The organism is Antarcticimicrobium luteum (genome assembly GCF_004358185.1).
GTDB classification, from domain to species: Bacteria; Pseudomonadota; Alphaproteobacteria; order Rhodobacterales; family Rhodobacteraceae; genus Antarcticimicrobium; species Antarcticimicrobium luteum.
Genome location: NZ_SMUV01000066.1, coordinates 29,293 through 50,408, shown reverse-complemented (window position 1 = coordinate 50,408; position 21,116 = coordinate 29,293). Strand labels below are relative to the sequence as shown.

Genomic DNA, 21,116 nt, shown 5'->3' with positions numbered 1-21,116 from the left:
TGTCATGACCGACCATGACATCTGCCTGACCGTTTCGCTTCCCGCCCGCGCGGGCGTCTCCCTGATCGCCCCGGCGGGGTTCAGCACGCCCCACGCTGCACCACTATCGGTCGCGGTGCGCGGCGCCGACATGTGCCTGATCGCCGATCCGGGCGCGGCGCAGCACGCGTTGATTCTGACGCCGACGGCCGAACGGATCGAGGTCGAATGGCGCTATGCCGCGACGGGGGCGCCCTACCCCGAGGCGCTGTTTGCCCCGCGTGACAGCCGTTTCACCCGCAGCGCCGCCGCGCTGGGCGCCGAGGTGCGGGGGATCGCGGACGGGCGCGATCCGGCGGGGATCAAGGCGCTGGCCGATCACGTGGCCGCTCTTTTCACCTATGGCCACCCCGAACAGCGGTATTACGACGGCGCCGACGAGATCCCGCAGATCTGTTCGCTGACCGTCGGCTCCTGCGTTGACATCAACGCTTATTTCATCGCCGCCTGCCGCGCGGCGGGCTATGAGGCGGGGTATGTCACCGGCTATTTCATCCCCCGGGAAAAGCGGACCCATTGCGAGGACATGCATTGCTGGGTGGTGACCCGCGCCGGCGGACTGGTGCAGGAATGGGACATCGCCCATCACCTGAAACTGGGCACGGGCGACATCCGGCCGGGGCTCAATCCAAAGCCCGGCGTGCGGCTGCCGATGGCGCATTCGATGGGGCTGAATTTCCCCGCCGCCGGGCTGACCGACATCAAGCTGATCGGCGAGCCGTGGTGGATCGGGGCGGACGGTGCGCTCAGCCGGCCGGATCTCCAGATCCGGCTTCGGGGCTATGATCGTCTGGCCGGCTGAACTCGGCCTCCAGAAACCGCTCGAAGGCCTCCAGGTTGACCGGCTCGAACTGGCCGAACCCCTGCATCCAGACGCTGGCGGCGCGCAGCGCGTCCGGCTCCAGCTTGCACCATTTCACCCGGCCGCGCCGCTCCTGGCTGATCAGCCCCGCGCGGCTGAGGATGCTCAGGTGCTTGGAGATGGCGGCCAGCGACATCGCAAAGGGCTCGGCCACGTCGGTCACCGCCATGTCGTCTTCCAGCAGCATCGACAGGATCGCCCGCCGGGTGGGGTCGGCGAGGGCGGCGAATACCATGTCGAGCGGATCGGTCATGCCGAGGGCGTAGCGCCGGGGTGCGGCGATCGTCAACCATTTGGTTGAATATGGGTTTTCGCCCCGTTTGCCGCCAAGGCCGGTGGTTCCGGCCGGTGCCCGTCGCGCCATCAATAAAAAAGTACCAGATATACCAATATCTTACCCATCATTTTCAACGGCCATTCTAGCAATTGACTCCGCGCCCGCCGCCGCTTAGCACGATGCCTGAAAATACATGGGGTGGACGCCGGTGAGTGACGACGACCAAAAGCAGCGCATGGCGCAGCTGGAGGCGCGGATCGAGGCGGCGAAAAAGGCGCAGGCGCCCAAACCCCGCGTGGACGAGCATTACTCCCAGGCCAACCTGGCCTGGCGAATGGTGATCGAACTTGTGGCCGGTCTCGGGATCGGCTTTGGCATCGGCTACGGGCTGGACAGCCTGTTCGGGACACTCCCGATCCTGCTGCTGCTGTTTACATTGCTGGGCCTTGCCGCCGGAGTGAAGACGATGCTTCGCAGCGCGCAGGAGATCCAGGAGCAGAAATTGGCCGAAGGGGCCGAGCGAGACGACGAGAGGGATTGAACGTGGCAACCGAAGCGCAAGGTGCAGAACACGCCGCAGAGAGTGGCGGCCTGGTATTCCACCCGATGGATCAGTTCATCGTGAAGCCGCTGTTCGGGGGTGACACCCTGGCCTGGTACACGCCGACCAACGCGGCGCTGTGGATGGGGCTTTCGATCGTGGCGATCATCGTGCTGCTGGTCATGGGCTCGTCGCGCCGCGCCGTGGTTCCGTCGCGGATGCAGTCGGTCGCCGAGCTGGCCTATGGTTTCGTTCACAAGATGGTCGTGGACATCTGCGGCAAAGAAGGGGTGAAGTACTTCCCCTATGTGATGACGCTGTTCATGTTCATCGTCTCAGCCAACTTCCTCGGGCTGCTGCCGCTGTCGTTCTCCACCACCTCGCATTTCGCCGTCACCGTGGTGCTGGCTCTGCTGGTGTTCCTGAGCGTGACCGTTCTGGGGTTCGTCAAGAACGGCGCCGCCTTCCTTGGTCTGTTCTGGGTCTCGAGCGCGCCGCTGGCGCTGCGCCCGATCCTGGCGATCATCGAACTGATCTCGTATTTCGTGCGCCCTGTCAGCCACTCCATTCGTCTGGCCGGCAACCTGATGGCGGGCCACGCTGTGATCAAGGTGTTCGCCGGCTTTGCCGCGCTGACCGTCGTCAGCCCGGTGTCGGTTCTGGCGATCACCGCCATGTACGGCCTCGAGGTCCTGGTGGCCTTCATCCAGGCCTATGTCTTTACCATTCTGACCTGTGTGTACCTCAAGGATGCGCTGCATCCGTCGCACTAAGGTTCCCCTCATCACCCAATATCCAAACTTCCAATCGTAAGGAGATATCACAATGGAAGGCGATCTCGCACATATCGGCGCAGGCCTGGCAGCAATCGGTTCCGGCGCAGCCGCAATCGGGGTGGGCAACGTGGCAGGCAACTTCCTGTCGGGCGCCCTGCGCAACCCGTCGGCCGCCGCCAGCCAGACCGCGACCCTGTTCATCGGCATCGCGTTTGCAGAAGCACTGGGCATCTTCTCGTTCCTGGTCGCTCTGCTGCTGATGTTCGCTGTCTAAGCGCCTTCGGAACATCTGATCCTTACGGTCGGGCGGCGCGGGGATGACCCGGCGCTGCCCGAAGTAGGCTAAGTTCCCAAGGAGGACGACATGGCAACTGAGACGCACGACGCAGGCCAAGCCGCTGCAGAGATGGCGCATGGCGCCGCCGAAAGCGGTGCGGGCATGCCGCAGCTGGATTTTTCGACCTACCCGAACCAGGTTTTCTGGCTGGTTGTCACGCTTGTCGTGATCTACCTCATCCTGTCGCGGGTGGCGCTGCCGCGCATCGGCGGCATCCTGTCCGAACGGGCGGGAACCATCACCAACGATCTGGCCGCTGCCGAAGACCTCAAGGTCAAGGCCGCCGAGGCCGAAGAGGCCTATAATCAGGCTCTGGCCGAGGCCCGGGCCGAGGCACAGCGGATCGCCGCCGAGGCGCGTGCCGAAATCCAGGTCGGCCTGGACGACGCCATCGCCAGGGCCGATGCCGAAATCGCCGCGAAGGCCGCCGAATCGGAGAAGGCGATCGCCGAGATCCGCGCCGGCGCGCTGGAAAGCATCGAGATCGTGGCCAAGGACACCGCCGCCGAGATCGTTTCGGCGCTGGGCTTCAAATCGGATGAGGCCGCCGTCACCGGCGCCGTCACCGAACGGATGAAAGGGTAAGACAGATGCGCAATTTGACCGCCCTCATCCTCAGCCTCGGCTTTGCCAGCCCCGCGCTGGCCGCCTCCGGCCCGTTCTTTTCGCTGCACAACACCAACTTCGTTGTGCTGCTCGCCTTCATCGTCTTTGTCGGGGTCCTGTTCTACTTCAAGGTTCCGGGCATGATCGGCGGCGCGCTGGATACCCGCGCTGCGGGCATCAAGTCCGAGCTGGACGAGGCCCGCGCCCTGCGCGAAGAGGCACAGACGCTGCTGGCCTCCTACGAGCGCAAGCAGAAGGAAGTGCAGGAGCAGGCCGACCGGATCGTGGCGCACGCCAGGACCGACGCCGCCGCCGCCGCAGAGCAGGCCAAGGCCGATCTGGCGGCCTCCATCACCCGCCGTCTGGCCGCCGCCGAGGATCAGATCGCCTCGGCCCAGGCCGCCGCGGTCAAAGAGGTGCGCGATCAGGCCGTGACCATCGCTGTCGCGGCCGCCAATTCGGTGATCACCAAGCAGATGACCGCCGCCGAAGGCAACCGGCTGATCGACGCGGCCATCGCCGATGTGGAGGCCAAGCTGCACTGAACGCGGCTTGCAGTATCGCAGAAAACTGAAAACCCGGCCTCTGGCCGGGTTTTTCTTTTCCGGCGCCCGGCCCCCCGGCATCGCCACGCCTTGTGCGGTGGATCTTGCAGGAGAGGGGCCCGGTCGCCGACCTGTCGGGCCACTCTCTCAGACGCGCTTGCGGTCGCGCCCGGTTTCCCGTTGCAGTCGCTGCCGGGCGATCGCCTCGTTGCGCTCGGCGCGCCGCTGATCCTCCAGTGACCCCTGGACATAGTCCAGATGCGCCTCGACCGCGGCCCGGGAGCCGGCGGGATCGCGTGCCTGCAACGCGGTGTTGATCGCCCGGTGCTGGTCCAGCAGAGCCGCCCGAGAGGTGCGCTGCTTGAACATCACCTGACGGTTGTAGAACACCCCCTGCCGCAGCAGGTCGTACATCGAGCGCATCATGTGCAGCATCACCACGTTGTGGCTGGCATCGATGATGGCCGAGTGGAACTGCGCGTCCAGACGGGCCTCTTCCTCGGCGTTGTTGGGCCGGTTCTGCGCCGCCTCCATCTTGTCGAAGATCGCCCGGATGACCTTGAGATCGCTTTCCGAACCCAGCCGTGCGGCGCGCTCGGCCGCCAGCCCCTCCATGTCGCGGCGGAACGAAAGATAGTCGAACACCGCCTCGTCATGGGTGCCGAACAGACGGATCAGGGCCGGCGAAAAGGCCGACCCCAGAACATCGGCCACATAGATGCCGGACCCGGCCCGGGTGGTCAGAAGCCCCTCGTCCTGAAGCTCAGCCACCGCCTCGCGCAGCGACGGACGCGACACGCCCAGCCTGTCGGCCAGATCCCGCTCGGACGGCAGCCGTTCACCCGGGCGCAGGATGCCGCGCAGGATCAGCTTCTCGATCTGGCGCACGACCGAGGTGGACAGTTTCTCGGGCTGGACCTTTTGAAAGGGCATCGGGACTTCCGGTTGGGTATATGGCGTTATAGGGCCGCGCCCGGCGTCTCTCAACAGCAATCGGGTTTGTCGGAACGGCTGCCTGCGGCCCGCTCCCGGGGCCGGCGGCTGGAAAGACACGGTTAAGACGTGTCGTGGCATACTCCGGCCATGCGGTTTGCCAGCCTGATTTCCCTTGCGTTGCTGATGGGATGCAATGCCCCCGGTCCCCATTTCCGCGCCGTGCCCGCGACCCGGATCGCAGTCAACGGCAGCATTTTTGACGTTCGGGTGCGGAGAAAGCTGGCCGAGGCGATCCGGGTGAGCCCGGAATACGCCCCCCGGTTCGAGCCGATTCGGTATCGCGCCGGGCTGGCGATGGCGCTGGTCAGCGGGTGTTCGGTGACCCCGGTTCTGGGCGATCAGGCACAGGCGACCGGCTGGCTGGACTGTCCGGGCCACCGCCAACCGATGGTGCGGGTGGATCGCGCCTGCCGGCGGGTGTCTCCGGGCGGGGCGGCAGTTCCCGCCTATCGCTGCCTGCCTGCGGAATCGGCGGCCCGGTCGGTGGCCCAGTAGGCGGAGCGTCGCGCAAGTCACCCGCAATTTCGTCAATATATTGGGGATAAATACACCGCTCACGCCAGATACAGCGGCAACCCCGTTGACTCGGCGCGGCCCCAAGCGCCACATTTCGGGTTCAACTGGAATCACGATGGCCCGCCCTTGCGCTTTACCAAGCTCAGACTGACCGGCTTCAAAAGCTTCGTTGACCCGACCGACCTGATGATCGCCGAGGGGCTGACAGGGGTTGTCGGGCCGAACGGCTGCGGCAAGTCGAACCTGCTCGAGGCACTGCGTTGGGTGATGGGCGAGACCCGGGCCAAGGCGATGCGCGGCTCCGGCATGGAGGACGTGATCTTTGCCGGCTCCGGCAGCCGGCCCGCGCGCAACTTTGCCGAGGTCAGCCTGCATATCGACAATTCCGAACGGCTTGCGCCGGCGGGTTTCAACGACAGCGACACGCTGGAGATCGTCCGCCGCATCACCCGCGACGTCGGCAGCGCCTACAAGACCAACGGCAAGGACGTGCGCGCGCGCGATGTGCAGATGCTGTTCGCCGACGCCTCGACCGGCGCGCATTCGCCCTCGCTGGTGCGGCAGGGCCAGATCGCCGAGCTGATCAACGCCAAGCCCAAGTCGCGCCGCCGCATCCTGGAGGAGGCGGCGGGCATCTCCGGCCTCTATCAGCGTCGCCACGAGGCCGAGTTGAAACTGCGCGCGACCGAGACCAATCTGACCCGGGTCGATGACGTGCTGGAACAGCTCGCCACCCAGCTCGGACAACTGGCGCGCCAGGCCCGGCAGGCGGCGCGCTATCGCGAGATCGGATCGCAACTCCGGCTGGCCGAGGGGATGCTGCTCTATCGGCGCTGGCGCGAGGCGGACGAGGCCCGCGCGGCGGCCGAAACCGTGCTGCGCGAGCGCACCACCGAAGCCGCCGGCGCCGAGGCCACCGCCCAGCAGGCCGCCCGCACCCGCGCCGGCGCCGACGAGGCGATGCCTGCGCTGCGCGAGGAAGAGGCGATCGCGGCCGCCGTCCTGCAACGCCTGCAGGTGGAGCGTGACACGCTGAGCGACGAAGAGGCCCGCGCGCGTAAGACCATCGAGACGCTGACCGCCCGAATCGACCAGCTCGGCCGCGACATCGACCGCGAGACCGGGCTGAACCGCGACGCCGGCGAGACCATCGAGCGGCTGGAATGGGAGGCGCGCGAGCTGGCCAAGGCCGGCGCTGGACATGGCGAGAAGCTCTCCGAGGCGGCGGACCTGTCGCATGAGGCGGCCTCGGTCCTGCAGGACCGCGAGGAACACCTCAGCCAGGTGACCGAGGACGTGGCGCGGCTGGCCGCCCGCCACCAGTCGGCGCAACGCCTGCTTGAGGACAGCCGCAGGATGCTGGCCCGCTCCGAGGCCGAAGAGGACAAGGCGCGCCAGGCGGCGGGCGAGGCGGACCAGGCGCTGCGCGGGGCCGACGAGGCCTTCGAGGCGGCGCAGGAGGCCGCCGAAGAGGCGCAGGAGGCCGCCGAGGCCGCCGAAGAGGCGCTGGCCGCCGCCGACGAGATGCGCACCGATACCCAGGCCCGCGAGGCGGAGGCACGGGCGCAGCGATCCGAGGCCGAGGGCGAGGCCGGCGCACTGCGCGCCGAGACCCAGGCGCTGGCCAAACTGGTCGCCCGCGACACCGCCGAGGGGGGCCAGGTGCTCGACCTTCTGCGGGTGACGCCGGGCTATGAAAAGGCGCTGGGTGCCGCGCTGGCCGACGATCTGCGCGCCCCGGTGGTCGAGGAGGACGGCCCCTCCGGCTGGACGGCGCTGCCCGGCTACGGCGCCGGACAGGAACTGCCCGAAGGTGTGGTGGGGCTGGCCAATTACGTGACCGTACCGGAGGTTCTGATCCGGCGCATCGGTCAGATCGGGGTGATCGAGGCCGAGGACGGGCCGCGCCTGCAACCGCTTCTGAAACCCGGCCAGCGGCTGGTCACGCTGGAGGGCGATCTGTGGCGCTGGGACGGGTTCCGCGCCTGGGCGGAGGATGCCCCCTCTGCCGCCGCGCTGCGCCTGGAGCAGCTGAATCGGCTCGAGGCGCTGAAGCAGGAGCTGGAGCAGGTCACCGCCCGCGCCGAGGGAACCCGCGCCGCCCATGAAAGCCTCAGCCGCAAGCTGACCGAGGTGACCGAGGCCGACAAGGCGGCCCGCGACGCCCGCCGCGCCGCCGATCAGCGCGTCGCCGAGGCCGCCCGCGCCCTCAGCCGCGCCGAGGCCGAGCGCAACCTGGCCGGCGGCCGGCTGGAGAACCTCGGGCTTGCCGTCACCCGCCACAAAGAGGATGCGATGGCCGCCCGCGTCCAACTGCGCGAGGCCGAGGCCGGGCTGGCCGATCTGGGCGATCTGGACAGCGCCCGCGCCCAGGTCGAGGCGATCAGGCAGACCGTCGAGGCCGCCCGCATCACCATGTTGACCCGCCGCTCGGCCCATGACGAGCTGCGCCGCGAGGGCGAGGCACGGCTGAAACGCCAGCAGGAGGTCGCCAAGGAGATCAGCGGCTGGAAACACCGGCTCGACACCGCCGAACGGCGCATCGCCGAGCTGGCCGAGCGCAAGCAGAGTTCGGAAGAGGAACTGGACGACGCCCGCGCTGTGCCCGAGCAGATCGCCGAAAAGCGTGAGGAACTGGCCGAGGCCTCCGCCCAGGCCGAGGCGCGCCGCAGCGCGGCCGCCGATGCGCTGGCCACCGGCGAGGCCGCTCAGCGCGCAGCGATCCAGGCCGAGCGCGACGCCGAGCGGCACGCCTCCGACGCGCGTGAGGCCCGCGCCGCCGCCGAGGCGCGGATGGAGGCCGCCCGTGAAACCGTGCAGGCCGCCGCCGAGCGCATCGCCGAGGACATGCAGATAGGCCCCGAGCAGCTTCTCGAACAACTGGGGGTCACCCCCGATCAGATGCCCGGCTCGGATATACTCGAGGGGGATGTGAACCGCTACAAACGTCAGCGGGACGCCCTGGGCGCGGTCAACCTGCGCGCCGAGGAGGACGCCCGCGAGGTGCAGGAAGAGTTCGACACCCTGTCGGCCGAAAAAATCGATCTGGAAGAGGCGATCAAGACCCTGCGTAGCGGTATCTCCGGGCTGAACCGCGAGGGGCGCGAACGGCTGCTGACCGCCTTTGAACAGGTCAACAGCAACTTTTCCCTGCTGTTCCGGCACCTCTTCGGCGGCGGCGAGGCGAACCTGGTCATGGTCGAGAGCGACGATCCGCTCGAGGCCGGGCTGGAAATCATGTGCCAGCCGCCGGGCAAGAAGCTGTCGACCCTGTCGCTGCTGTCGGGGGGCGAACAGACGCTGACCGCGCTGGCGCTGATCTTTGCGGTGTTCCTAGCCAACCCGGCGCCGATCTGCGTGCTCGACGAGGTCGACGCCCCGCTGGACGACGCCAACGTGACACGGTTCTGCGATCTGCTGGACGAGATGTGCCGCCAGACCGACACGCGGTTTCTGATCATCACCCACCACGCGGTGACCATGAGCCGGATGGACCGGCTGTTCGGTGTCACCATGCAGGAACAGGGCGTATCGCAATTGGTTTCGGTGGATCTGAAAAAGGCCGAGTCCCTGGTGGCGTGAATTGACGCAAGCGCGCAATTTCGCTCGCCTAATCCTGTGTCTGGCCCCTATGGTGGACCATGATCCGCATTCCTCTCTGCCTGAGTCTCCTGCTTTGCGCGCCGGCGCTTTCGGCGCAGGGGTGGGATTGGCCCGAAGAAGATTTCGAGGGGCTCTTTACCGGGTTCAATCCAAAGTTCTTCGACCCTGAAAAACCCCGCTTTTCCCCGGACGGATCGGTGCGGCGGCCCTCCGATCCCGGTGGCCCGACCCATTTCGGGGCGTTCATTCTGCTTCCCGACGGGCGGCTTTGCATTTCCTCGGGCGAGGGGGCCGGGCGCTGTGACGTCTTTCTCAAGGACGGTCAGATGCGCCTGCTGGTCACCGAGGGCGGCAAGCGGCTGCCGTTCAAGTTCGAGCTGGGGATCGGGAACTGAGCCATCGGCGCAGCGCGCCGCCGATCCTCTGCCCGCACCCGGTCCCTCCCTTGATGGGAGAGGGGACGCCGGCAACCAATGATGTGCTTTTAGGGTCATCGCCGCTGGGGCGGGTTTCAGCGCCTCACAGCCGCTGCAACAGCGCCGCCGTGGGCCAGGCGTCTGCCGGCAGGCCCAGCTGCTTCTGTTCCGCCTGTACCGCCGCGCGGGTGCCGGCGCCGAGGATGCCGTCGACCTTGCCCACGTCATGGCCCCGGGCCGCTAGCCGGCGCTGCAGCTCTTTCATCTGCGCCCCGGTCAGCCCCGGTTCGGGATCGCCCGCGTCATAGACCTGCGCGCCTTCCAGCCGGTTTGCGAAATAGGCGGCGGTCAGAACATAGGTGAAACTCTGGTTCCACTCGAAATAGACCTGGAAATTGGGATAGGCGATAAAGGCCGGCCCCTTGCGCCCCTGCGGCAGGATGATCGAGGCGGGCAGCCCGCCACTGGCCAGGTCCCCCTCGCGCGGCCGAATGCCCATCCGCTGCCACTGCGCCACCGTCAGGGTCTGGCCCGGGCCGGTCAGCGACCAGTCGAGATTGCCCGGCACCCGCACCTCCTGCAACCAGGGCTCGCCGGCGCGCCAGCCCAGATGCGACAGCATCTTGGCCCCCGACATCAGCGCATCGGGGGCCGAGGTTTTCAGCCGCACATGGCCGTCGCCATCGCCGTCGATCCCGTTTTGCAGAATGTCGCGCGGCAGCATCTGCACCATGCCGATCTCGCCGGCCCAGGCGCCGGTGGTGGTGGCGGGGTCGAAATCGCCGTGCTTGTAAAGCTCCAGCGCGGCAAAGATCTGCGGTCGGAAGATATGCGGGCGGCGGCAGTCGTGCGCCAGCGTGCTCAGCGCGTTCAGCGTGTTGAAATCGCCCTGGAACCCGCCGTAGTCGGTCTCGAACGCCCAGAACGCCAGCAGCACCCCGCGCGAGACGCCATACTCGCGCTCGATCCGATCAAAGACGGTGTCGTATTTGCGGGTCATCGCCCGCCCCCGGTCGATCCGGTTATTGGAGATCAGACGGCGCGAAAACTCGATGAAGGGCATCTGGAACACGCCCTGCGCCCGGTCGGCCTTGAGCACCTTGGGATCCTGCCGGACCGAGCGGAAAAAGGCGTTGACGGTGGCTGCGTCGGTGCCCTTGGCGACAGCCTCGGATTTCAGGCCCTCGACAAAGCCCGGGAATGGGCCGCCGCATTGCGCATGGGCGGTGGGCACGGCGAGGCACAGGGCAATCAGGGGGGCGAAAAGACGCATGAAATCAATATCCTTGAAAATTCACCCTATCTTAGCGGCAGCAACAGCGCGCAGGCAACAATCAGCAGCAGGAAAATCATCCACACCCGCCAGAGCAGACGCGTGGCGGCCTCGATCTCGGCGGCGCCGATGCGGCGGCGCCCGGCCCGGTTGACCCAGGGCAGATCGCGCATGCGCCCGTCATAGCTGCGCGGCCCGGCCAGCGACACGTCCAGCGCGCGGGCCATCGCCGCCTCGGGCCAGCCGGCATTGGGCGATTTGTGCCGCCGCGCATCCGCGACGATCCCGGACCAGCGCCTCATCTGCCCGGTAAAGAGCGCGATCAGCAGCCCGGTCAGCCGCGCCGGGATCAGGTTCATCAGATCGTCGGCGCGCGCCGCCGCCTTGCCGAACGCCTCGTAACGGGGGGTGCGGTAGCCGATCATGCTGTCCGCTGTGTTGACGGCCTTGTACAGAATGAGGCCCGGAGTTCCCAATATCAGGAACCAGAAGGCCGGCGCGATCACCCCGTCAGAGAGGTTCTCGGCCGCGCTCTCGATGGCGGCGCGGGCGATTTGCGGCGCGTCCATGTCGCGGGTGTCGCGGCTGACGATCCGGGCCACCATCTCGCGCCCGGCGGGGAGGGACTGGCGCAGCCCCCCGGCCACGGCGCGCACATGCTCCGCCAGGGACCGCTGCGCCAGAAGGACCGCCGCCGTCAGCAGGTCCGCCACCGGCCCGAGCCAGCCGATGATCTGGCCCAGCGTCAGCGCCCCCAGCGCCAGCAGCGCGAGCGCCAGCGCCCCCTTTATCCCCCGCGCCTCGTCCCGGTTGAGCCAGTGGTCCAGCGCCGCCACCGCGCGCCCCATCAGCACCGCCGGATGCGGCAGCCGCGACCACAGCCAGGCGGGCTCGCCCAGCATCGCGTCGAGCAGCAGCGCGGCGGCGAGCAGGGCGGCGGTGCTCACAGCGCCGTCTCCAGCCTGTCCCAACCCCCGGCAGCGGGCAGACCAAGCCGCAACAGCTGCGACGAATAGGGAAACACACGGGTCCAGATGTGCTGCCGCGCCAGCCGGTCTTGCCAGGCCGCCGCATCCGCGACCCGGTAGAGACGGAACAGATCGGTGCCGCCTGCCAGAGCCGCGCCGCGCGCGATCATCAGCGCGTCCAGCCTGACGGCATCGCGGGCCAGCCGTGCGCGGGTCTCCTCGGCCCAGCGGCCATCGCGCAACGCCGCCGCCCCGATCCGCATGGCCGGGCCGGAGACCGGCCAGGGGCCCAGCAGCTCGGCCAGCCGCGCGATCGTCTGCGGCGCGGCGATGGCAAATCCCAGCCGCAGCCCGGCCAGCCCCCAGAACTTGCCAAAGCTTTTCAGCACCACCACCCCGGGCCGGTCGGCCAGCGCGATCAGGCTCTGCTCCGGGCAGATGTCACAGAAGCTTTCGTCGATGATGGTGAGCGGCGCGTCGGCCTCCTGCGCGTACCGCAAACGCCCGTCGGGGTTGTTCGGCTGCACCAGAACCCGGGCCTCGGCCGGGTCGCCGGCGACGACCGACCATCCCATGGCGGCGAATCCGGCGGCATGTTCGTTGTAGGTGGGCGCGTCGATCCGGACCCGGCCCGGCGGTGCCAGCGCCGGCAGCCGCGCGATCAGCGCCGAGGCGCCGGGCGCGGCCAGCACTCCGGCGCCCCCGGGCACGGGCCAAAAGGCGCGCGCGGCATCGGTCAGCGCCGTTTGCGCGGCGCGGTCGGGCAGGGCGGTCCAGTCTGCCGCAGCGACCGGCGGCAGCGGATAGGGAACGGGGTTGATGCCGGTGGACAGATCGAGCCACTGGCCGCGCGTGCCGCCATGGCGGGCGATGGCGGCGTCCAGCCCGCCGCCATGATCGCGGCCGGGCTGAGGCTGGGCTGGGGCTTGGTGCGGCATGTGGCGGACCCGGTGGCTGAGGGGGTGTCGCGCCGCTTCAACCGGATTTTGCCCCGGGGCACAAGCGGGGCGGTCGCGCCGCTTGGACAAAACACGAAAACTCGTTAGTGTTCAAATGGCAAAAGAACGGAGGTTGTGCGTGGGGGCCGGTCGCGTTTCAGACGGGATCCTGAGGATCCTGATCGTCGAGGGCGATCCGGATCTGGGCGGGCTCTGGGCGCGGCATCTGCGCCGGCAGGGCGGCGAGGTTCGTTTGGTCAGATCGCAAAGCGAGGCGATCCTCGCGCTTCAGTCCGAGGAGTTCAACATCATCGTTCTGGACCTCATCCTGGAGGCGGGCAGCGCGCTGGCGGTGGCCGATTTCGCCAGCTACCGCAGCCCGGAGACACGGGTGGTCTTTGTCACCGACAGCACCTTTTTTTCCGACGGATCGATCTTTTCCCACAGTGCCAACGCCTGCGCCTACGTGCGCAGCAACACCCCGCCGGAGGATCTGGCCGCCATTGTGGAGCATTACGGCGCGGCGCGGTGAGGTGAGGTGGTTTGTTCTGCCCGACACGCCGGATCAACACCCTGGGCGCCGGACAATCGCGGCCTTTTTTGCGCTTGCCCGGGCCCCCGCCAGTTCGGCCCTGAAACCGCCTCCCGGAGGGTTTCCGAGACGGGCCTCACCCCCGCCCGTGTGGCGCCCAAAGGTCCGGCTTGGCCACCGCCGGCACGATCCGGTGCGGGTTGATGGTCTCGTGACTGAAATAGTAATGGCGCACGATGTGGTCCGTATTCACCGTTCCGGCGACGCCGGGCCACTGATACAGCTCGCGCGTGTAGGCCCAGAGATTGGGGTAATCGACGATCCGCCGCTTGGCGCATTTGAAATGCAGGTGATAGACCGGATCGAACCGGATCAGCGTGGTGAACAGCCGCCAGTCGGCCTCGGTGATCCGCGCGCCCATCAGATAGCGGGCCTCGCCCAGCCGCGCCTCCAGCCAGTCGAGCGTGTCGAACAGCGGATGCACCGCCTCTTCATAGGCCGACTGGGTGGTGGCGAAACCGGATTTGTAGACGCCGTTGTTCACCGTGTCATAGATCCGCGCATTGATCGGCTCGATCGCCGCGCGCAGATCTTCGGGCCAAAAGTCTGACGTGTTGCCGGTGATGCCGTCGAAGGCCGAGTTGAACATGCGGATGATCTCGGCGCTTTCGTTCGAGACGATGGTTTCACGCTCCCGGTCCCAGAGGATCGGCACCGTGACCCGGCCGCTGAACGCGGGATCGGCGCGGGTATAGATCTGATGTGCCAGAGTGTGGCCATAAAGCAGGTCGCCGGTGGCGCCCTCGAAATCGGTGGAAAACGTCCAGCCGTCCGCCAGCATGTCGGGATGCACCACCGAGACGCCGATGTGATCCTCCAGCCCCTTGAGCGCTCGGAAGATCAGTGTGCGGTGCGCCCAGGGGCAGGCCAGGCTGACATAGAGGTGATAGCGCCCCGATTGCGCCGCGAACCCGCCGACGCCGCCGGGTCCGGGGCTGCCGTCCGGGGTCACCCAGTTGCGAAATTGCGCCGCCGCGCGTTCGAATCGTCCGCCGGTCTTCGAGGTGTCGATCCAGCCGGACTGCCAGGCGCCGTCTATCAGCATGCCCATGTTGCCCTCCATCGCGGTTCCCGCCAAAGTTAGGGCCTGCGCGCCCGCGCGCCCAGTGCGGCTGCTGCGCACCGGGTCTGCACCTGCGCACAGGCGGGTCACAGGCGGGTCGATGACGGGCGGGGGGCATCACCGGCGGGGTGAACCGTTGCCGCAACAGCCGGCGGGAAATCCGCCGCCAGGACGGGCCATGCGCTCCGCGCGCTTGCTTTTTTCAGGCGGCGGCGCAGAGTCGGGTCAGGCGTGAGGAGAGTGTGACGTGACCACCTATCTGTCGAAAGAACTGCGCGAAGGCATGGATGCGGCGCGCCTGGCGGGGATGAAAAAGGCCAGCCGGCTGCGGGTGCTGGCGGATGACGCCTTTCACCCGGTGCTGCGGCTGTGGCGCGACGGCTTCTCGGTCGAGGAGGCAGAGGCGGCGCATCTGCGCGGTCTGGTCGATCTCTACGACGGCAGCCGGCACCTCTATCAATGCCTGATCGTCGCGGCCGAGGAGGACGGCGGCGAGATGCGGTTCGAGTTCAAGCGCAACACACCGGCCAGTGACCGCGCGCCGCTGGATTACAGCCGCGATCCGGACGCGCCGGTGGCGCTGCTGCCCAGGCCGGACTGAGGCCGCGTCGGCGGAAATCCGAACCGGCCCGACCCACAGAAAAAGCCGCGCAGGGGGAAATCTTCTTGGAGGTTTTTCTTTGAGCGGGAGACCCCGGCTCAGGCGCTTTCCAGACGGTTCAGCAGCGCCTTGGCGGCGGCCTGTTCGGCCTGACGCTTGGAGCCGGCGGTGGCCTCGGCCTCTTCGCCGTTGTCCAGCCGTGCCGCGATGGTGAAGACCGGCGCGTGATCGGGGCCGGAGCGGCCCAGCTCGACGTATTTCGGCGGTGCCAGACGGCGCGCCTGCGCCCATTCCTGCAACGCGGTCTTGGGGTCGCGGGCATCCTCTTCGACGCTCTGGATGCGGCGGCCCCAGAGCCGCAGGATCATCTCGCGCGCCGGCTCAAAGCCGCCATCGCGGTAGACGGCGGCGATCACCGCCTCCATCGCGTCGCCCAGCAGCGCCTGCTTGCGGCGTCCGCCCGAGAGCATCTCGGACCGGCCCAGCTTCAGAACAGATCCCAGATCGACCTCGCGCGCGACCTCGGCGCAGGCCTCCTTGCGCACCAGCGCGTTGAAGCGCGGCGCGAGCTGCCCCTCGGTCGCCTTCTTGTCATCCAGCAGCAGCGCCTCGGCCATCACCAGCCCCAGCACCCGGTCGCCGAGGAACTCAAGCCGCTGGTTGTCCGCGCGCGTGGTCGAGGAGACAGAGCCATGGGTCAGCGCGCGCACCAGCAGTTCCGGCCGCGCGAACCGATGGCCGATCCGGGCCTCGAAGGCTCTCAGTTCCGCCGAAAGTTTCACTCGATCCCCTTGAAGAACCGGTCGCTGCGCCAGGTCCAGAAAAACAGCATGGAACGTCCGGCGGAGGAGAACATGATGCGATCCGCCCGGCCGACGATGTTTTCATAGGGGACAAAACCGACCCCGCCGGCGGCCTGCGGCAGACGGCTGTCGGCGGAATTGTCGCGGTTGTCGCCCATGAAGAAATAGTAGCCCTCCGGCACGGTATAGACGCCGGTGTGGTCCGAGCTCTGATCGCCGATATTGAGGATGGCGTGGCGCACACCGTTCGGCAGGGTCTCGATCTGGCGCGATTTCTCGCAGGTGCCGCCATTGCCCACCGGGCCGTTTTCACAGCGCGGGCGATGGCCCTGCGGCCCCTGCGGAGCCGAGAGCTCCTCGAACACGCCGTCCGCCTCGAGCTTGACAGCCTCGCCGTTGATCTGAAGCACCCCGTCGATGACCTGGATGCGGTCACCCGGCAGGCCGATCAGACGCTTGATGAAATCGCTCCCGGTGACCGGATGGCGGAACACCACCACATCGCCGCGCTCGGGCTCGCCGCCCCAGACGCGGCTGTTGTCGCCCTTGAGAAATCCGCAGATGTCCTCGGCGTCGATATCGATGCCGATGCCCGGCAGCTTGATGTTCGGGCAGGAGGCATAGGAATAGCCATAGGCCATCTTGTTGACGAACAGGAAATCGCCGATCAGCAGGGTCTGCTTCATCGAGCCCGACGGAATCCAGAACGGCTGGAAGAACAGGGTCCGGAACACCCCGGCGATCAGCAGGGCATAGACGATGGTCTTGACCGTCTCCCAGATGGCGTGTCCGGTTTTTTCTGTGCGGGCCATGCGGGCCTCCGTTCGGAATGGGGTTGGGCGCTTCTTGCGGGGCGGGCCGGGGTAAGTCAAGCGGGCGGGCCGGCCGCCCCCTCCGGGCCGGCAATCGGCCGCGCCTCGATCACCACAAAGGCCTGCGCCCAGGGGTGATCGTCGGTCAGCGTCACATGGACAATCGCCTCGTGTCCCGGCGGCGTCATCTGCGCCAGCCGCTCGGCGGCCCAGCCGGTCAGTTGCATCACCGGTTGGCCGGTCCGCAGGTTGCTGACGCCCATGTCCTTCCAGGCGATGCCCATGCGCAAACCGGTGCCGAGCGCCTTGGAACAGGCCTCTTTCGCGGCCCAGCGTTTGGCATAGGTGCCGGCCACGTCGCGGCGGCGTTCGGCCTTGCGCTGTTCTATCTCCGTAAAGACGCGGTTGCGGAACCGGTCGCCGAACCGCTCCAGCGTGCGGGCCACCCGGTCGATATTGGCCAGATCGGTGCCGATGCCGAGGATCATGGCGCCGCCGTCCGCCTGCGCGCCGGGGCAGAGCTCGCTACCGGCGCAGGGATCACCCCCGTGCCTCGTCCATCAGCCGGCGCATCTCGCGGATCGCCGGGTCGAGGCCGCGGAAGATCGCCTCGCCGATCAGGAAATGGCCGATGTTGAGCTCGCGCACCTCGGGAAAGGCGGCGATCGGCTGCACCGTGTCGTAGGTCAGCCCGTGGCCCGCATGGACCTCCAGCCCCAGCGAATGGGCAAAAGCCGACATCTCGCGCAGCCGCGCCAGCTCGGCGTCGCGCTCATCGAACCGGCCCTCGGCGTGGGCGTCGCAATAGGCCCCGGTGTGCAACTCGATCACCGCGGCGCCGATGCGGTGGGCGGCCTCGATCTGCGGCCGGTCGGCGGCGATGAAGATCGACACCCGGCAGCCCGCATCGCGCAGCGGCGCGATGAAATGGGCCAGCCGGTTTTCCTCGCGCGCGACCTCCAGCCCACCCTCGGTGGTCCGCTCCTCGCGCTTTTCGGGCACCAGGCACACCGCGTGCGGCTTGTGGCGCAGCGCGATCGCCTGCATCTCATCGGTTGCCGCCATCTCGAAATTCAGCGGCACGCTCAGCGCCTCTGCCAGCCCTTCGATGTCGGCGTCCGAGATATGGCGGCGATCCTCGCGCAGATGCGCGGTAATGCCGTCGGCACCGGCCGCCTCGGCCAGTTTCGCCGCGCGCAGCGGGTCGGGATAGGCACCGCCGCGGGCGTTCCGCACGGTGGCGACATGGTCGATATTCACGCCCAGCCGCAGACGGTGATCGGTCATCGGAAGACTCCTTGCCAGAGATTGCGCGCCGACACTAATCCGCCTTTTCGCCGACGTCAGCCTCTGCCCTGGCTTTTTTCTTGATCGCGTCGAACTTGGCCTTGATCCGGCCGCGCCGGCGCTGCTGATAGGCGCGGATCAGCGGCACGCTGAGGTAATAGGCGACAATGCCGGCCACCAGGCCCGGGATCAGACCGCCGACCATATAGGGATAGAAGATGTCGTGATAGAATACCGTCAGCCCGTTCCAGTCGGCCTCGCGGCCGGTGAAAAGGGCAAAGATATTGTCCTTCAGATCGCCGCCGGCCCGGGCAAACTTGCCCAGAAACCCGGTATGGCGGTTCTCGTCGAACTGGGTGCCCAGCAGGAAATGCCCGGTCTTGAGCGAGATCACCCCGATCGGCACATAGGTCAGCGGATTGCCGAAGAAGGTGGCGCTGAGCGCGGCCAGGATATTGCCCCGGACCGCCCGCGCGACCAGGAAGGCGACCACGAAATGCATGCCGTAGAACGGGGTAAAGGTGGTGAACACCCCGGCAAAGATGCCCCGCGCGATCCGCTCCGGTGTGTCGGGCAGGCGGCGGACCCGGTGCTTGACATAAAGAAAGGCCCGGTACCAACCGCCGCGAGGATAGAAAAATTCGACAACAATTTTCAGGAGCGAGCGGCGATCCCGGCGTTTGAATACCAACGTCGTCGTCCTTTCGTCCCTGTGCCGAACTCAGCGCGCCGCGGTGTGGGCCGGTGGCTTCTCGCGGTAGCGTTCCACCGAGGCCACATCGCTTTCAGCCTCGAGCATTAACATCAGTGAGTGGAGCTGTTCCACATCGCGCAGTTCCACATCGACCATCAGACGGTAGAAATCCGGTTTGCGGTCCACGAATTCAAGATTGCTGATATTGGCCTTCTTCTCGCCGATCAATGTGCAAATACGCCCCAGTACCCCGGCGTCGTTGCCGATGGTCAGGTCCAGCGTCACGTTGTAGGCGGCCGGGTGGGTGCCCGAATGCCAGTGCAGATCGACCCAGCGGCCCGGTTGATCCTCAAACTCGCTCAGGGTGTCGCAGTCGATGGTGTGCACCACCACGCCCTTGCCGCGATAGGTGATGCCGACGATGCGCTCGCCCGGCAGCGGTTGGCAGCAGGGCGCGCGCTCGAAACTCTGGCCCGGCTGCAACCCGATCACCGCCCGGCGCGGCGACACCTGTTCGCCCTCGTCGCGGCTAAGCTCGGGATAGACCGCCTGAACCACGTCATGCGCGGTCAGTTCGGCGCTGCCCAGCCGCGCCAGAAGCTCGTCGCGATCCTTCAGCCGCAGATGCCGCGCGGCGGCGTCGAGCGCCTTGTCGGTGGCCTTGCGCCCCACATGATCGAAGGCCGATCGCGCCAGTTCGTGGCCCAGCTTGATAAAGCGGCCGCGATCCAGTTCGCGCAGCGCGCGGCGGATCGCGGTGCGCGCCTTGCCGGTGGTGGCGATCTCCAGCCAGCTGACCTGCGGGGTCTGCCCCTCGGCAGTGATGATCTCGACCGACTGGCCGTTCTTCAGCCGGGTCCAGAGCGGCACCCGGATGCCATCCACCTTGGCGCCGACACAGGCATGTCCGATGCGGGTGTGGATCGCATAAGCATAATCGATCGGTGTCGCCCCGCGCGGCAGTTTCACCACATCGCCCTTCGGCGTGAAGCAGAACACCTGGTCGGAATACATCTCGAGCTTGACCGCCTCGAGGAAATCCTCGTGGTCCTCTTCGGCGTCGAACTGCTCGGTAAGCGAGGTGATCCACTTGGCCGGGTCGACGGCAAAGGGGTTCTCGCTGCGCACACCGTCCCGATAGGACCAATGTGCCGCCACGCCGGTTTCGGCCACATCATGCATCTGGCGGGTGCGGATCTGCACCTCGACGCGCTTGCCGTCGCGGCCCGACACGGTGGTATGGATCGAGCGGTATCCGTTTGATTTCGGCTGGCTGATGTAATCCTTGAACCGGCCCGGCACCGCGCGCCAGCGCTGGTGGATCGCCCCCAGCGCGCGATAGCAATCCTCTTCGCTGCCGGTGATGATGCGGAACCCGTAGATGTCCGACAGGCGCGAGAACCCCTGTTCCTTCTCCTGCATCTTGCGCCAGATCGAATAGGGCTTCTTGGCGCGGCCGAACACCTCGGCCTCGATCCCGGCCTTTTCCAGCTCGTGCCGCATGTCGCCGGTGATCCGGTGAATCACGTCGCCGGTCTCGCGCTGAAGCGTGATGAAGCGGCGGATGATCGACTGCCGCCCCTCGGGGTTCAGCACCCGGAACGACAGATCCTCCAGCTCCTCGCGCATCCACTGCATGCCCATGCGCCCGGCCAGCGGCGCAAAGATGTCCATCGTCTCGCGGGCCTTCTGGGCCTGCTTTTCCGGCTTCATCGCCTTGATGGTGCGCATGTTGTGCAGCCGGTCGGCCAGCTTGACCAGGATCACCCGCAGATCCTTGGACATCGCCATGAACAGCTTGCGAAAGTTCTCCGCCTGCTTGGTTTCGCGGCTGGAGAGCTGCAGGTTGGTCAGCTTGGTCACGCCGTCGACCAGTTCGGCCACCTCACGGCCAAACTGGCCGGACACCTCGGAATAGCTCGCCTTGGTGTCCTCGATGGTGTCGTGCAGGAGCGCGGTAATTATCGTCGCGTCGTCCAGCCGCTGTTCGGTCAGGATCGCGGCGACGGCCACCGGGTGGCTGAAATAGGGCTCGCCCGAACGGCGGACCTGCCCATCGTGCATCTGCCGCCCGTATTCATAGGCGGCAGTGATACGCGCGGCGTTGGTCTTGGGGTTGTAGTTGCGGACCAGCGCAATCAGGTCTTCGGCCGATATCATTCCGTCCGCGTCCCCATCACGCTCAGCCCTGGCCCTGGGCCTCCATCAGCTTGCGCAGCAGCATTTCCTCGGTCATGTCGTCCTCGGCCGGCTTGTCCTGCTCGGCCCCCATCAACAGGGCCATCTGATCCTCTTCCGGCTCGTCCACCTCGATCTGGGTCTGGTTCGACTCGATCAGACGTTCACGCAGTTCGTCCGCGCTCTGGGTCTCATCGGCGATTTCGCGCAGGGCAACGACCGGGTTCTTGTCGTTGTCGCGGTCCACGGTGATCGCGGCACCGGCGGACACTTCGCGCGCGCGGTGCGCGGCCAGCATCACCAGTTCAAACCGGTTCGGTACCTTGTCTACGCAATCTTCAACCGTCACGCGGGCCATGAGGTGATCTCCAATACAGTTTGGGTCCGGAACGG

General features: G+C 67.2%; 24 protein-coding genes. 11 read left to right on the top strand and 13 right to left on the bottom strand.

Annotated features, from left to right (window positions below; translation table 11 throughout):
• Positions 1–4: 4 nt before the first annotated feature.
• Positions 5–841 carry a transglutaminase-like domain-containing protein gene (locus E1832_RS11790; protein WP_133359957.1) on the top strand — a complete coding sequence of 279 codons (837 nt, stop codon included), beginning with the start codon at positions 5–7 and terminating at the stop codon, positions 839–841.
• Here the strand turns inward: E1832_RS11790 and E1832_RS11785 are convergent.
• Entirely contained in the window at positions 786–1,154 is a 369-nt protein-coding gene (locus tag E1832_RS11785; protein ID WP_133359956.1) for an ArsR/SmtB family transcription factor, read from the bottom strand. The two genes, E1832_RS11790 and E1832_RS11785, sit on opposite strands and share 56 nt — an antisense overlap.
• A 232-nt stretch (positions 1,155–1,386) precedes the next feature.
• Between E1832_RS11785 and E1832_RS11780 the strand changes: the two genes are divergently transcribed.
• The 5 genes from E1832_RS11780 to E1832_RS11760 all read left to right on the top strand — a co-directional run bounded on the left by E1832_RS11780 (position 1,387) and on the right by E1832_RS11760 (position 3,983).
• Complete coding sequence (locus E1832_RS11780; protein WP_133359955.1) at positions 1,387–1,719, top strand: AtpZ/AtpI family protein; 333 nt, start codon at positions 1,387–1,389, stop codon at positions 1,717–1,719.
• 2 nt (positions 1,720–1,721) lie between these two features.
• The gene (locus tag E1832_RS11775; protein WP_206021046.1) at positions 1,722–2,492 is read left to right on the top strand and encodes a F0F1 ATP synthase subunit A; all 771 of its coding nucleotides are present in this window, start codon (positions 1,722–1,724) and stop codon (positions 2,490–2,492) included.
• A gap of 52 nt (positions 2,493–2,544) precedes the next feature.
• Complete coding sequence (locus tag E1832_RS11770; protein WP_093114590.1) at positions 2,545–2,769, top strand: F0F1 ATP synthase subunit C; 225 nt, start codon at positions 2,545–2,547, stop codon at positions 2,767–2,769.
• A 90-nt stretch (positions 2,770–2,859) separates the two neighbouring features.
• Positions 2,860–3,417, top strand: coding sequence for a F0F1 ATP synthase subunit B' (locus tag E1832_RS11765; protein ID WP_133359954.1), 558 nt, complete (start codon positions 2,860–2,862; stop codon positions 3,415–3,417).
• A gap of 5 nt (positions 3,418–3,422) precedes the next feature.
• Positions 3,423–3,983 carry a F0F1 ATP synthase subunit B gene (locus E1832_RS11760; protein ID WP_133359953.1) on the top strand — a complete coding sequence of 187 codons (561 nt, stop codon included), beginning with the start codon at positions 3,423–3,425 and terminating at the stop codon, positions 3,981–3,983.
• A gap of 147 nt (positions 3,984–4,130) precedes the next feature.
• Here E1832_RS11760 and E1832_RS11755 read toward each other — a convergent pair whose 3' ends face one another.
• Positions 4,131–4,916 (bottom strand): FadR/GntR family transcriptional regulator, encoded by a 786-nt coding sequence (locus tag E1832_RS11755; RefSeq protein ID WP_133359952.1) that lies wholly within the window; start codon positions 4,914–4,916, stop codon positions 4,131–4,133.
• A 186-nt stretch (positions 4,917–5,102) separates the two neighbouring features.
• Here E1832_RS11755 and E1832_RS11750 point away from each other — a divergent pair, with 186 nt between their 5' ends.
• From E1832_RS11750 to E1832_RS11740, 3 genes are all read left to right on the top strand, one after another.
• Positions 5,103–5,474 (top strand): hypothetical protein, encoded by a 372-nt coding sequence (locus tag E1832_RS11750; RefSeq protein WP_206021045.1) that lies wholly within the window; start codon positions 5,103–5,105, stop codon positions 5,472–5,474.
• A gap of 147 nt (positions 5,475–5,621) precedes the next feature.
• Positions 5,622–9,077 carry a chromosome segregation protein SMC gene (gene smc / locus E1832_RS11745; protein WP_133359951.1) on the top strand — a complete coding sequence of 1,152 codons (3,456 nt, stop codon included), beginning with the start codon at positions 5,622–5,624 and terminating at the stop codon, positions 9,075–9,077.
• Between the two features lie 59 nt (positions 9,078–9,136).
• The gene (locus tag E1832_RS11740; RefSeq protein ID WP_133359950.1) at positions 9,137–9,493 is read left to right on the top strand and encodes a hypothetical protein; all 357 of its coding nucleotides are present in this window, start codon (positions 9,137–9,139) and stop codon (positions 9,491–9,493) included.
• Between the two features lie 124 nt (positions 9,494–9,617).
• On the opposite strand, the gene E1832_RS11735 is transcribed toward E1832_RS11740, so the two are convergent.
• From E1832_RS11735 to E1832_RS11725, 3 genes are read right to left on the bottom strand one after another with little or no spacing between them, the layout of a single operon-like run.
• Positions 9,618–10,787 (bottom strand): lytic murein transglycosylase, encoded by a 1,170-nt coding sequence (locus E1832_RS11735; protein WP_133359949.1) that lies wholly within the window; start codon positions 10,785–10,787, stop codon positions 9,618–9,620.
• A gap of 26 nt (positions 10,788–10,813) precedes the next feature.
• Positions 10,814–11,734 carry an adenosylcobinamide-phosphate synthase CbiB gene (gene cbiB, locus E1832_RS11730; protein WP_133359948.1) on the bottom strand — a complete coding sequence of 307 codons (921 nt, stop codon included), beginning with the start codon at positions 11,732–11,734 and terminating at the stop codon, positions 10,814–10,816.
• A complete protein-coding gene (locus E1832_RS11725) occupies positions 11,731–12,693 on the bottom strand; it encodes a threonine-phosphate decarboxylase (RefSeq protein ID WP_133359947.1) in 963 nt (320 codons plus the stop codon). The genes cbiB and E1832_RS11725 overlap by 4 nt, the downstream gene beginning before the upstream one ends.
• Before the next feature lie 169 nt (positions 12,694–12,862).
• Here E1832_RS11725 and E1832_RS11720 point away from each other — a divergent pair, with 169 nt between their 5' ends.
• Positions 12,863–13,225 (top strand): response regulator transcription factor, encoded by a 363-nt coding sequence (locus E1832_RS11720; protein ID WP_133360055.1) that lies wholly within the window; start codon positions 12,863–12,865, stop codon positions 13,223–13,225.
• Between the two features lie 136 nt (positions 13,226–13,361).
• Here the strand turns inward: E1832_RS11720 and E1832_RS11715 are convergent, their stop codons facing one another.
• Complete coding sequence (locus E1832_RS11715; RefSeq protein WP_133359946.1) at positions 13,362–14,336, bottom strand: glutathione S-transferase family protein; 975 nt, start codon at positions 14,334–14,336, stop codon at positions 13,362–13,364.
• Positions 14,337–14,595: 259 nt separating this feature from the next.
• Here E1832_RS11715 and E1832_RS11710 point away from each other — a divergent pair, with 259 nt between their 5' ends.
• Positions 14,596–14,949 carry a hypothetical protein gene (locus tag E1832_RS11710; protein ID WP_133359945.1) on the top strand — a complete coding sequence of 118 codons (354 nt, stop codon included), beginning with the start codon at positions 14,596–14,598 and terminating at the stop codon, positions 14,947–14,949.
• Between the two features lie 98 nt (positions 14,950–15,047).
• Here the strand turns inward: E1832_RS11710 and rnc are convergent, their stop codons facing one another.
• Genes rnc through rpoZ form a run of 7 tightly spaced genes read right to left on the bottom strand, consistent with a single transcriptional unit; the run spans position 15,048 to position 21,081 of the window.
• Positions 15,048–15,731 (bottom strand): ribonuclease III, encoded by a 684-nt coding sequence (rnc, locus tag E1832_RS11705; RefSeq protein WP_133359944.1) that lies wholly within the window; start codon positions 15,729–15,731, stop codon positions 15,048–15,050.
• On the bottom strand, positions 15,728–16,564 hold the full coding sequence (gene lepB, locus E1832_RS11700) for a signal peptidase I (RefSeq protein ID WP_133359943.1): 837 nt from the start codon (positions 16,562–16,564) through the stop codon (positions 15,728–15,730). Before lepB ends, rnc begins: the two co-directional genes overlap by 4 nt.
• A 56-nt stretch (positions 16,565–16,620) precedes the next feature.
• Positions 16,621–17,052 (bottom strand): holo-ACP synthase, encoded by a 432-nt coding sequence (acpS, locus tag E1832_RS11695; RefSeq protein ID WP_133359942.1) that lies wholly within the window; start codon positions 17,050–17,052, stop codon positions 16,621–16,623.
• Between the two features lie 52 nt (positions 17,053–17,104).
• Positions 17,105–17,851, bottom strand: coding sequence for a pyridoxine 5'-phosphate synthase (locus tag E1832_RS11690; RefSeq protein WP_133359941.1), 747 nt, complete (start codon positions 17,849–17,851; stop codon positions 17,105–17,107).
• Positions 17,852–17,885: 34 nt separating this feature from the next.
• Positions 17,886–18,542 carry a DUF2062 domain-containing protein gene (locus tag E1832_RS11685; protein WP_133359940.1) on the bottom strand — a complete coding sequence of 219 codons (657 nt, stop codon included), beginning with the start codon at positions 18,540–18,542 and terminating at the stop codon, positions 17,886–17,888.
• Positions 18,543–18,572: 30 nt separating this feature from the next.
• Entirely contained in the window at positions 18,573–20,705 is a 2,133-nt protein-coding gene (locus E1832_RS11680) for a RelA/SpoT family protein (protein WP_133359939.1), read from the bottom strand.
• A gap of 22 nt (positions 20,706–20,727) precedes the next feature.
• Positions 20,728–21,081 (bottom strand): DNA-directed RNA polymerase subunit omega, encoded by a 354-nt coding sequence (rpoZ, locus tag E1832_RS11675; protein ID WP_133359938.1) that lies wholly within the window; start codon positions 21,079–21,081, stop codon positions 20,728–20,730.
• Between the last annotated feature and the right edge of the window lie 35 nt (positions 21,082–21,116).

Coding starts and splice junctions, on each gene's coding strand:
- E1832_RS11790 (WP_133359957.1), top strand. CDS start 5: ATGACCGACCATGACATCTGCCTGACCGTTTCGCTTCCCGCCCGCGCG.
- E1832_RS11785 (WP_133359956.1), bottom strand. CDS start 1,154: ATGACCGATCCGCTCGACATGGTATTCGCCGCCCTCGCCGACCCCACC.
- E1832_RS11770 (WP_093114590.1), top strand. CDS start 2,545: ATGGAAGGCGATCTCGCACATATCGGCGCAGGCCTGGCAGCAATCGGT.
- E1832_RS11765 (WP_133359954.1), top strand. CDS start 2,860: ATGGCAACTGAGACGCACGACGCAGGCCAAGCCGCTGCAGAGATGGCG.
- E1832_RS11760 (WP_133359953.1), top strand. CDS start 3,423: ATGCGCAATTTGACCGCCCTCATCCTCAGCCTCGGCTTTGCCAGCCCC.
- E1832_RS11755 (WP_133359952.1), bottom strand. CDS start 4,916: ATGCCCTTTCAAAAGGTCCAGCCCGAGAAACTGTCCACCTCGGTCGTG.
- E1832_RS11750 (WP_206021045.1), top strand. CDS start 5,103: ATGGGATGCAATGCCCCCGGTCCCCATTTCCGCGCCGTGCCCGCGACC.
- E1832_RS11740 (WP_133359950.1), top strand. CDS start 9,137: ATGATCCGCATTCCTCTCTGCCTGAGTCTCCTGCTTTGCGCGCCGGCG.
- E1832_RS11735 (WP_133359949.1), bottom strand. CDS start 10,787: ATGCGTCTTTTCGCCCCCCTGATTGCCCTGTGCCTCGCCGTGCCCACC.
- E1832_RS11725 (WP_133359947.1), bottom strand. CDS start 12,693: ATGCCGCACCAAGCCCCAGCCCAGCCTCAGCCCGGCCGCGATCATGGC.
- E1832_RS11715 (WP_133359946.1), bottom strand. CDS start 14,336: ATGGGCATGCTGATAGACGGCGCCTGGCAGTCCGGCTGGATCGACACC.
- lepB (WP_133359943.1), bottom strand. CDS start 16,564: ATGGCCCGCACAGAAAAAACCGGACACGCCATCTGGGAGACGGTCAAG.
- acpS (WP_133359942.1), bottom strand. CDS start 17,052: ATGATCCTCGGCATCGGCACCGATCTGGCCAATATCGACCGGGTGGCC.
- E1832_RS11690 (WP_133359941.1), bottom strand. CDS start 17,851: ATGACCGATCACCGTCTGCGGCTGGGCGTGAATATCGACCATGTCGCC.
- E1832_RS11680 (WP_133359939.1), bottom strand. CDS start 20,705: ATGATATCGGCCGAAGACCTGATTGCGCTGGTCCGCAACTACAACCCC.
- rpoZ (WP_133359938.1), bottom strand. CDS start 21,081: ATGGCCCGCGTGACGGTTGAAGATTGCGTAGACAAGGTACCGAACCGG.